The organism is Agromyces sp. Root81, from assembly GCF_001429165.1.
Lineage (GTDB): Bacteria > Actinomycetota > Actinomycetes > Actinomycetales > Microbacteriaceae > Agromyces.
This window is the reverse complement of sequence record NZ_LMIR01000003.1, coordinates 168640-177908: the sequence shown is the minus strand read 5'-3', so window position 1 is coordinate 177908 and position 9269 is coordinate 168640. Positions and strand designations below refer to the sequence as shown.

Annotated in this window: 10 protein-coding genes; 7 read left to right on the top strand and 3 right to left on the bottom strand. The window is 68.3% G+C overall.

The window, feature by feature from the left end; genetic code table 11:
• Positions 1 to 45 precede the first annotated feature (45 nt).
• On the top strand, positions 46 to 1242 hold the full coding sequence (locus ASE14_RS15405; RefSeq protein ID WP_082600947.1) for an ROK family transcriptional regulator: 1197 nt from the start codon (positions 46 to 48) through the stop codon (positions 1240 to 1242).
• Positions 1243 to 1269: 27 nt separating this feature from the next.
• Here ASE14_RS15405 and ASE14_RS21355 read toward each other — a convergent pair whose 3' ends face one another.
• A complete protein-coding gene (locus tag ASE14_RS21355) occupies positions 1270 to 1401 on the bottom strand; it encodes a hypothetical protein (RefSeq protein WP_255356102.1) in 132 nt (43 codons plus the stop codon).
• A gap of 54 nt (positions 1402 to 1455) precedes the next feature.
• On the opposite strand from ASE14_RS21355, the gene ASE14_RS15400 reads away from it, so the two are divergent.
• Positions 1456 to 1806: a metallopeptidase family protein gene (locus ASE14_RS15400; protein WP_056656958.1), complete on the top strand. Its 351-nt coding sequence runs from the start codon at positions 1456 to 1458 to the stop codon at positions 1804 to 1806.
• 16 nt (positions 1807 to 1822) lie between these two features.
• On the opposite strand, the gene ASE14_RS15395 is transcribed toward ASE14_RS15400, so the two are convergent.
• Positions 1823 to 2395: a dienelactone hydrolase family protein gene (locus ASE14_RS15395; protein WP_056656955.1), complete on the bottom strand. Its 573-nt coding sequence runs from the start codon at positions 2393 to 2395 to the stop codon at positions 1823 to 1825.
• A 168-nt stretch (positions 2396 to 2563) separates the two neighbouring features.
• Here ASE14_RS15395 and ASE14_RS15390 point away from each other — a divergent pair, with 168 nt between their 5' ends.
• Positions 2564 to 4075, top strand: coding sequence for a cytochrome b N-terminal domain-containing protein (locus tag ASE14_RS15390; RefSeq protein ID WP_056656952.1), 1512 nt, complete (start codon positions 2564 to 2566; stop codon positions 4073 to 4075).
• 60 nt (positions 4076 to 4135) lie between these two features.
• A complete protein-coding gene (locus ASE14_RS15385) occupies positions 4136 to 5296 on the top strand; it encodes a N(5)-(carboxyethyl)ornithine synthase (RefSeq protein WP_056657693.1) in 1161 nt (386 codons plus the stop codon).
• 35 nt (positions 5297 to 5331) lie between these two features.
• On the opposite strand, the gene ASE14_RS15380 is transcribed toward ASE14_RS15385, so the two are convergent.
• Positions 5332 to 5727 (bottom strand): hypothetical protein, encoded by a 396-nt coding sequence (locus ASE14_RS15380; protein ID WP_056656949.1) that lies wholly within the window; start codon positions 5725 to 5727, stop codon positions 5332 to 5334.
• Between the two features lie 410 nt (positions 5728 to 6137).
• On the opposite strand from ASE14_RS15380, the gene ASE14_RS15375 reads away from it, so the two are divergent.
• The 3 genes from ASE14_RS15375 to ASE14_RS15365 all read left to right on the top strand — a co-directional run bounded on the left by ASE14_RS15375 (position 6138) and on the right by ASE14_RS15365 (position 9250).
• Complete coding sequence (locus ASE14_RS15375) at positions 6138 to 6932, top strand: DUF4239 domain-containing protein (RefSeq protein ID WP_056656946.1); 795 nt, start codon at positions 6138 to 6140, stop codon at positions 6930 to 6932.
• A 158-nt stretch (positions 6933 to 7090) separates the two neighbouring features.
• Positions 7091 to 8383, top strand: coding sequence for a triacylglycerol lipase (locus ASE14_RS15370; RefSeq protein WP_162257752.1), 1293 nt, complete (start codon positions 7091 to 7093; stop codon positions 8381 to 8383).
• Between the two features lie 54 nt (positions 8384 to 8437).
• Entirely contained in the window at positions 8438 to 9250 is an 813-nt protein-coding gene (locus ASE14_RS15365) for a GDSL-type esterase/lipase family protein (RefSeq protein WP_056656941.1), read from the top strand.
• Positions 9251 to 9269 lie beyond the last annotated feature (19 nt).

Here is a 9269-nt window from a genome sequence, read left to right as displayed (position 1 = left end):
GCGACCCCTCGGCAGTTACTTTGTTGACTTGCTAAACTCAGCGCGATGATCGTGAGCACCGTGAGCCAGCAGCGCAAGTCCGACCTCCTGCGGCGGTTCGCGCGTACCGGCCAGTTCGACGGTCAGACGACGATCCGGCGCGAGAACCTGCTCCGGTCGCTCAGCCTGATCGCTCGCGAGCCCGCTCCGGTCACGCGGGCGGTCATCGCGCGGAACACGGGCCTCACCTCGGCGACGGCCTCGTCACTGGTGGCAGAACTCATCGAGCTGGGCCTCGTCACTGAGACCGGCCCGGCCGAGAGCACCGGCGGCAAACGCGCGACGCGCCTCGAGATCGAGCGCGGCGCCTATCTCATGCTCGTGGCGGTCGTGCGCACGCGCGCCGTCGACACCGCACTCGTCGACCTCGCGGGGCGCATCGTCACGAGCCGGCGGCTGGATGTCTCGGGCAGCATGGAGATCGCGACGGTCGTCGATGCGGTGCGCGAGCTCGCGCAGGAGTACGAATCCCGAGTGCTCGCCGCGTGCGTGCAGGTGCCCGGCGTCACGGCCGGGGGCGTCGTCGTCGACAGCGTGCAGCTGGGCTGGCACGACGTTCCGCTCGCCGGCCTGCTCGAAGCCGAGATCGGCGTGCCGATCTCGGTCGTCAACGACGTCGACGCGGAAGCGCTCACCGAGGCCGTCGACGCCGGCGACGGAGTCATCCGCCTGGTCGTGCACCTCGGCGAGGGCGTCGGCGCCGCCGTCACGAACGGCGGCACGCTCATGTCGGGCGCCACCGGCCGAGCCGGCGAGATCGGGCACGTCCGCGTGATCTTCGAAGGCGCCCGCACGACGTGCCGGTGCGGCCTCTCGGGATGCCTCGAGTCGGCCACCTCCATGAGCGCGATGCTCGGCGACTCCTACACCGACGAGCTCGACGAGCACGACACGAGCCTGCTCGCGACGACCCCCGAGGCCCGGGATCGCATGGGCTTCGGCGCCCGAGCGCTCTCCCGCGCCCTGCGCATCATCTCGGCGCTCCTCGACCCGCAGGAGATCGTCATCGCCGGCGCGGCTCCTGCGCTCGGCCCCCACTTCCTCGGTTCGCTGCGCGACGAGTACGAGATGTACCCCGCCAAGGGAACGGCACTGGTGCCGATCCGGTACGGCCGCCCCGAACGCAGCCGGTACCTCGGGCCGGCGAGGTTCGCGCTCGCGCCGATCTTCGGCGACGCGCTCCCGCTCGCCGAGGTGCGCTGACCCCGGGACGCCGCGCTCACCGCCCGCCTACTCGCCCGACTGCTCCTCGTCGAGCAGTTCGCGCAGCCGGGTGGCGGTCCGCCAGCTTCGCACCGTCATCTGTTGGAAGACGGGCATGGCCATCAGGCGCGACACTCGCACGGTTCGCTGGTGGCGCATCGGCGAAATGCGTCGGGACGCCCAGCCGCCCGGCGAGCGGAGCACAATGGGCAGATGGTCGAGATCTCCGATGACGACTTCGACCGTATGGTCGGCGAGGTCTTCGACGCGCTCCCAGCCGACATGGTGCGCGGTGTCGAGAACGTCGCGATCCTGATCGAGAACCAGCCGCCGGGCCAGCGCCCGCGCCTGTTCGGGCTGTACAGCGGGCATCCGCTGAAGACGCGAGGGGTTTACGGCTTCGGGGAGCTGCCCGACCGCATCACGCTGTTCAAGAACAACATGCAGGAGCACAGCGCCGACCTCGATGCCCTGCGCACACGGGTGCGCATCACGCTCGTGCACGAGATCGGTCACTACTTCGGGCTCGACGATGCCAAGCTCCGGGAGCTCGGCTGGGCGTAGGCGGCGCCCGACGTCGTCAGACCCGCGCGAGGAACTCGAGCACGCGCTGCATGAGCAGCTTCGCCGCTGCTTCGTCGTAGCTCGGCAGGCTGGAGTCGGCGAAGTAGTGCTGGTCGCCGGGATAGAGGTAGAGCGCCGCGTCATCCGCTGAGGCGACGAGCTCTCCGGCGGCCTCGACGTCGCCCTCGTCCATGAAGATCGGGTCGGCGTCGGCGCCGTGGATCTGCGCAGGCACGCCGGCCGGCCACCCGCCGAACTCCGCGACGGGCAGGCACGAGTAGAAGAACAGCGCGCCACGCGCACCCGAGCGGGTCTGGGCGAGCTGCTGCGCCGGCACGACGCCGAGCGAGAATCCCGCGTAGACGAGCTCGTTCGGCAGCGCTTCCGCCGCACGCTCGCCGCGCGCCATGATCTCGCCCCAGCCGACCTCGCGTGCGTAGGCGACGCCCTCCTCGATCGAGCCGAAGGTGCGCCCCTCGAACAGATCGGGCGTGTGCACGGTGTGGCCGGCCTGACGCAACTCGTCCGCGAAGGCGTGCAGCCCCTCGGTCGGGCCGAGTGCGTGGTGGAAGAGCAGTACCTCTGACATCGTGACTCCCCGTTCGTCGAGCGATCTTGCGATTCCGAACGAGAAGCTACTCGCTCGAGCAGGCGATGTCGACCGGTCGGTGTCGGCGTCAGTGTCAGCGGAGCCGTACCTGTCACAAATCGGGACGCTGCCGTGTCGTATGTGTAGAAGGCCCGAGAGGAGACGAACGTGTCGATTGGGCGGAAACCACGCACGGACTTCACGGGGCGGCTGTCCGGTCGCCTGGCGCAGACGGGCATCGGCAGGCGCGGCGCCGCCGCGATGCAGGAGCTGCGTCGTCGCGTCGTGCCCGTGCACTGGTCGAACATGTTCGGGGCGGTGGCGCTCGCGTGCCTCGCGGTCATCACCGTGACCGGCGTGATCCTGATGTTTCACTACACGCCGTCGGGCGCGTCCGTCGCGTACGAGGGGCGGTATCCGACGTTGCACGGCGCGCAGGTGTCCGAGGCGTTCGCGTCGACCATGCACATCTCGTTCGAGGTCCCCGGCGGCCTGGCCCTCCGGCAGGCCCATCACTGGGCCGCACTCCTGCTCCCGGCCGCGGTGCTCGCGCAGCTCCTCGTCACCTTCTTCACCGGGGCGTTCCGTCGGCCGCGGCGTGCGGGCTGGGTCCTCCTGTTCCTGATCCTGATCGCGGCGCTCGCGGGCGGATGGAGCGGCTACGCGCTGCCCGACGACATGCTCTCGGGCACGGGGCTGCGCATCGTCGAAGGAATCACGCTCGGCATCCCCGTCGTCGGCACGTGGATGAAGGACCTGCTGTTCGGCGGCCAGTTCCCGGGCGAGATCATCGAGCGCCTCTACCCGCTGCACCTCGCCGTCGTACCGCTGATGCTCGCGCTCATCGTGGTTCGTGTCGCGCTCCTGTCCCGGCACCAGCCGGCGCAGTTCGCCGGGCCGCGGCGAACCGGCGCCAACGTCGTCGGCATGCCGCTGTTTCCGAATGCCGCAGCCCGATCGGGCGGACTCTTCCTGATCGTCTCGGGGATGCTGATGCTGATCTCCGCGACGGTCACGATCAACCCGATCTGGCTATACGGACCGGCCTCACCCGGTGACGCCGGCGCGGGCAGCCAGCCGGACTGGTACACCGGCTTCCTCGACGGTGCGCTCCGGCTCGTGCCGCCGGGCTGGGAGATCGTCGCGTTCGATCGCACCTGGACGCTCGCCGTGCTCGCCCCGCTCGCGGTGATCTCGGTCTTCCTCCTCACCGTGGCCGTGTACCCGTTCATCGAGGAGCGGATCACCGGCGACCACGGCGAACACCACCTCCTCGACCGCCCGCGGAACACGCCGACGAGGACCGGCACCGGCGTCGCCGGCGTCGTGTTCTCCGCCACGCTCTGGGCCGCCGGCAGCGCGGACGTCATGGCGGACGCCTTCAGCCTCACGGTCGAGGGCGTCGTGCTCGCCCTGCAGATCGTGCTCGTCATCGGGCCCCTCATCGGCTTCGCCCTCGCTCGACGGGTGTGCCTCGGCCTGCAGCACAAGGACCGCGACCTCCTGCTCCACGGGTTCGAGACCGGCCGCATCGTGCGCCTCCCTGGCGGCGAGTACGTCGAGGTGCACGAGCAACTGAACCCCGACGAACGCTCGAGAGTCTCACTCGCCGGGGTAGCCTCAGTGCAGGACGCCGGTTCGACAGACGGCGGCTCACCAGTCGGTTCGCATCTGCCATGACGGATGCCGGTGAGCGAGCTCAGAGCCGACACCGGCCAGCCCGCACAACTGGAGGCCACGATGAGCACGCCCGCCCCTTCACTCCTCAGACTCGGTGTGATGGTCACGTCGCGCAAGGCCGACGAGAGGCGACTGCCGATACATCCCGCCCATTTCGAGCGGATCGACGCCGACCTGCGGTCGAACATGATGCTCGAGCGCGGCTACGGCGAGAGCTTCGGCATCTCCGACGAGCAGCTCGCTCCGCTGGTCGGCGCGATCGCATCACGCGAGGCGATCATCGCGGAGGCCGACGTCGTCGTACTGCCGAAACCCCTCGCGTCCGACCTCGCCCGATTCCGTGACGGGCAGGTGCTGTGGGGCTGGCCGCACTGCGTGCAGGACCGGGACATGACGCAGTACGCCATCGACAAGGGCCTCACGCTCATCGCATGGGAGGCCATGAACCACTGGAAGGCCGACGGGGGATTCGGGCTGCACGTCTTCCACAAGAACAACGAGATGGCGGGCTACTGCTCGGTGCTCCATGCGCTGCAACTGTGCGGCTCCACGGGCGACTACGGGCGGCGGCTCAACGCGGTGGTGATCGGGTTCGGCGCGACGGCGCGCGGGGCCGTCACCGCGTTGAACGCCCACGGCATCCACGATGTGCACGTGCTGACCAACCGCGACACCGCCGCGGTCGGGTCGCCGATCCCGTCGATCGACATCATCCAGTTCGAACACGACCCCGACGCTCCCTATGCGAGCACGGTCAACCTCGAAGACGGGCCGATCGCGCTCGCCCCGTTCCTCGCGGCACACGACATCGTCGTCAACTGCACCCTGCAGGATCCGAACGCGCCGCTCACGTACCTCCGCACCGAAGACGTCGGGGCCTTCCGGCCCGGCAGCCTCATCATCGACGTCTCGATCGACGCCGGCATGGGATTCGAGTGGGCGCGGCCGACGTCGTTCGCCGACCCGATGTTCACGGTCGGCGAATCGACCAATTACTACGCCGTCGACCACAGCCCGTCGTTCCTGTGGAACTCCGCCACCTGGGAGATCAGCGAAGCGCTGATGCCGTTCCTCCGCACCGTGATGGAGGGCCCGAGGGCGTGGGCGTCGTCGGACACCATCAGCCGCGCGATCGAGATCGAGGGCGGGCGCATCCGCAACGAGGCGATCCTGCAGTTCCAGGGACGCTCGGCCGAGTACCCGTACCCGCCGCTCGCCTGACCGTCGCGAGACTCGGGGAGCAGCGGACCGGGTCGCTACATCATCGACTGCAGCAGCTTCGTGGCCCGCTGGTTGTCGTCGGTTGCGAGCACGACGCGGTTCCTGGCGGCCACGTAGACGAGCGAGATGTTGATCCCGGCGTCGGCCAGCGCGCGCGCCATCCCACCGAAGACGCCCGGCGTGTCGATGTCGGGGTCGGGCATTGCCGGACTGACGATGACGTCGGTCTCGGCGACGACCCTGATGCCGATCCCTTCGAGCGCCGACGTTGCGCCCGCGACGTCCTCGACGAGGATGTGGACGGCGCCCCGACCGCCCTCCATGATCGCGCAGAGGCCCTCGATGTTGACGCCCGCGCGACCGAGCGCCTCACCGAGTCGAGCCCCCTCGCCGGGCTGGTCCTCGAGGATGACCAGAAGATCCTTCGCCATGACGGCACCTCCTTCTCGGATGCCTCAGGTCTACGCCCGCGCCCGCGGCGCGTCAACGCCGAGTCAGGGAGTGGCCGCGAGAGCGCGCACGGTCTGTCACGACATCGGCGCGGTCACCGGCATGCAGTTCGCCTACGCGCATCCCGACCAGGTCGAGGCGTTCGTCATGCTCTCGGTGCCTCCGATCGCTTCGACTTCGCCTTCGTCGACAGGGCGGCCCACTTCATCACCGATGACGCTCCCGAGGCGGTCACCGAACTCGTGCTCGACCACTTCGTCACGGCCGAGGCAGCCGCCTGACCTGGTGCCGCGGCGCGGATTGGGGATGGTGCGCGGCCGCGCGCTCTCCGTAGGCTGTACGGCATCGACGGGCGAAGCCGCCCGGTCTCCACCGGGGCGGGGGAGCGAGCATGGTGGACTGGTTCTACGACACGAGCATCCTGATCACGCTGCCGGTGTTCGTGGGCGGGTTCGTGCTGCTCTCGTGCCTGATCGTGGTGGCGCTCCGTCCGGTCGTGAACCGGCTCGTCACCGACTCCAAGGAATGGGACCGCGCCCTCGCCCACGTCATCGGCACGTTCGGCGTCTTCTTCGGAATCCTGCTCGCACTCGTCGCCGTCTCGGTCTACGAGAACTTCGCCTACACGCGCCAGGCCACGATCGAGGAGGCGGGTCGAGTCGGCGCGCTCTATCGCGCGACCACCGGCCTGCCCGACGAGCTCGGCGACCAGATGCGGCAGGTGCTCGACGAGTACATGCACGCGGTCATCGAGGTCGACTTCCCCGACCAGGCGTCGGGCGTCCTCCCCGAAGCCAGCGACACCCAGGTCGACGAGTTCGAGCGGCTCCTGCACGCCGTCGATGCCGAAACCCGTGGCGATCAGGCGGAGTTCGAGCAGGCGCTCGCCACCTTCGACGACTTCATCGAGTCACGGCGCGCGCGGATCGACGCCACCGCCCTCGCCCTGCCGCCACTCTTCTGGCTGGTGATCTGGGTCGGTGCCGCCGTCAATGCGGTGCTGATCGCGTTCATCCATGTGACGAATCGGCGTCTGCACCTGCTCATGGCGGGCCTGCTCGCGGTGTTCATCGGACTGGTGATCTTCGTCACTGCAGATACGGATCACCCCTTCGCCGGGGCGATCTCGATCGGCCCGGGGGCATACGAACGGGTGCTCGAACAGATCATCGACGCGCGCAAGTAACGCCCGCATGCGCGCGTACGCCCCGACGACGCTGACGCTGGCGGGAGCGCATGCAGGCGAGTACAGTCCGGAACGGAACCGCCGCGTCGGATGACTCGCGCCGTTCGGTTGGAGCACGCCGATGCGTTGAGGCGGTCGTCGCTAGGTGGTGGGGCATCATGGCAGCTCTTGGCCGAGAGTTCGGCTATCTCCAAGTTCATCCTGTCGACCCCGCGCAACGGCGCGCCGACCGGGCGGTCGTTCTCCTGCTGCATGGGCTCGGCGGCAACATCTTCGACTGGCGGTATCCGCAATGGCGTGGCCTGCACTACGAGAGACGCACGCCCAGGGACCGGCATGATGACAACAACCTGACGCCCCCTGCCTCATTGCCCTTCCTCGATCTGTCGACCGCTGACATGCGCGGCGACATCCGGTGCTGGGCCGGCATCCTGCGCGGTCTCGGTCATACGGTCATCAACTACAGCCAGGAAGGCAATCAGTCCTTCGTCGAGGTGCCGCTCAAACAGCTCGTCGACACGATCGTGCCGCACATCCGCCAGAACGTGCTGACGGGCAGCCTCGCGAACAAGCGCGTCGTCGTCATCGGCCACAGTCGTGGCGGGATTCTGATTCGCCGCTACATCGCCGACCATCTCGCCGATGCCGTGGACTGGATCGACTCTGTGATCACCATCGCGTCGCCGCATGGCGCGACGAACGCGCCGCTCGCCAAGAGCAAGCTCGGCGACTTCATCAACAGCATCGTGCTGCCCGATCTGCCGCTCGGCATTCCGAGCCCTGCCTCGCTCATCCAGATGGTCACTGACCGCATCTTCGGCTGGTACGAGGTGACAGACGGGGCCGAGCAACTCCTGCCAGGCGACAACGTGTTCGCGACACTCGCGATGCCGGCCGACGTGCCCACGATTCCGTTCCACACATTCGGGGGCTCGTCGGTGCGATTCTCCGGGCTCTATTACTGGCGGTACGACCTGGCGAGCTACGTGCCCGGAGGCATCCTCGATCCACGCTTCGACTGGACCGAGTACGCGACGGAGATCCCGTTCGTGTCACCGTTGCTCGACTCGGTGCCCGACGGTCTGCTCTTCGAAGAGCAGGTCGAAGGCAGAGGCGACGCGTGCGTCACCGTGACGAGTGCGCAGCTTGCCGGCGCTGTGAACGAGACGCTCCACTTCAACCATGCCGAGGCACTCTGGGATGAGAAGCTCTTCGCCCGGGTGGGCGCGATTCTGGGTACACCGCTCGGGGCAACGATCGCAGAGGGGTGCGGCGCAGGCATCATCGCGAATGCGAGTACAAAGCAGTTCCACGACCCGCTGTTCGAGAACGGCAACTGTCAGTTGCGCGAAATCCTGCAGGTCGAGTTCTTCGACAACGCCGCGGATGCGAAGGCAGCGGGGTACGACGGTTGCTTCTGGTGCAATCAGGGCAACGGTCCCCGGGGTTGACCACCCCCGTACTGGAGACTGACAGAAACTCACTTTCAGGTCTATGGTGTGCCCATGACGGCAGATCTCGCTCGGAAGAGCCGCGTTCGTGCGACCATCGTCGCGGCACTCATCGCCCTCGTGGCCATCCCCGCCGGGATCGCCGGTCCGGTCGCCGCGGCACCGGGCTCCTCCTCTCCCGTCGACAAGTACGTGGCGCTCGGCGATTCCGTCGCCGCAGGGCAGGGCGGTGGCGGGTACCTCGACGCCTGCCTCCGCAGTCCGGCAGGATACCCGGCCCTGCTCGACGCCCAGCCCAAGACGAACCTGTTGCGCAACGCGGCATGCACCGGGGCCACGATCACGGATGTCACGGCGAACCAGCTCGCACAGGTCAACCGCGGCACGACACTCGTCACCGTGACGGTCGGCGCGAACGGCGTGGACCTGCAACGGCTCTACGCGTCATGCGCAAGCGGCCAGACGCCGGTTGAGTGCGCTGCGGCACTGAACGACGCTGCGACCTATCTCAACTCGGGCCAGGTTCCGGCCCAGCTCGGCGCACTCATCACCGACATCGAGGGGCGGTCGCCGAACGCGACGATCGTCGTCACGGGATATCCGGTGCCGTTCGCGCCGGGTATTTCGGCGGTCGCCGACAACGTGAACCAGCTCGTCGAACTGCTGAACACGCAACTGGGCCTGACCGCCCTCACGTCGGGACCCTCCGTCTTGTGGGCCTCGGTCGAGTTCGGAGAGCATCGCATCGGCGGGGCGCTGCCACCGGCGTACCTCGGCACCAATCCCAGTGACCCGGTCACGTTCCTCCACCCCACCCCGGATGGGTACGTCGTGTACCGCGACGCCGTGATCGCAGCCTTGGGCTGACTAGGGCGCCCTCAGACCG

Excerpts from the sequence above, each read along its gene's own strand:
- ASE14_RS15400 (WP_056656958.1), top strand. The coding sequence starts at position 1,456 with ATGGTCGAGATCTCCGATGACGACTTCGACCGTATGGTCGGCGAGGTC.
- ASE14_RS15405 (WP_082600947.1), top strand. The coding sequence starts at position 46 with ATGATCGTGAGCACCGTGAGCCAGCAGCGCAAGTCCGACCTCCTGCGG.
- ASE14_RS15380 (WP_056656949.1), bottom strand. The coding sequence starts at position 5,727 with ATGGCGAAGGATCTTCTGGTCATCCTCGAGGACCAGCCCGGCGAGGGG.
- ASE14_RS15365 (WP_056656941.1), top strand. The coding sequence starts at position 8,438 with ATGACGGCAGATCTCGCTCGGAAGAGCCGCGTTCGTGCGACCATCGTC.
- ASE14_RS15375 (WP_056656946.1), top strand. The coding sequence starts at position 6,138 with ATGGTGGACTGGTTCTACGACACGAGCATCCTGATCACGCTGCCGGTG.
- ASE14_RS15395 (WP_056656955.1), bottom strand. The coding sequence starts at position 2,395 with ATGTCAGAGGTACTGCTCTTCCACCACGCACTCGGCCCGACCGAGGGG.
- ASE14_RS21355 (WP_255356102.1), bottom strand. The coding sequence starts at position 1,401 with ATGCGCCACCAGCGAACCGTGCGAGTGTCGCGCCTGATGGCCATGCCC.
- ASE14_RS15385 (WP_056657693.1), top strand. The coding sequence starts at position 4,136 with ATGAGCACGCCCGCCCCTTCACTCCTCAGACTCGGTGTGATGGTCACG.
- ASE14_RS15370 (WP_162257752.1), top strand. The coding sequence starts at position 7,091 with ATGGCAGCTCTTGGCCGAGAGTTCGGCTATCTCCAAGTTCATCCTGTC.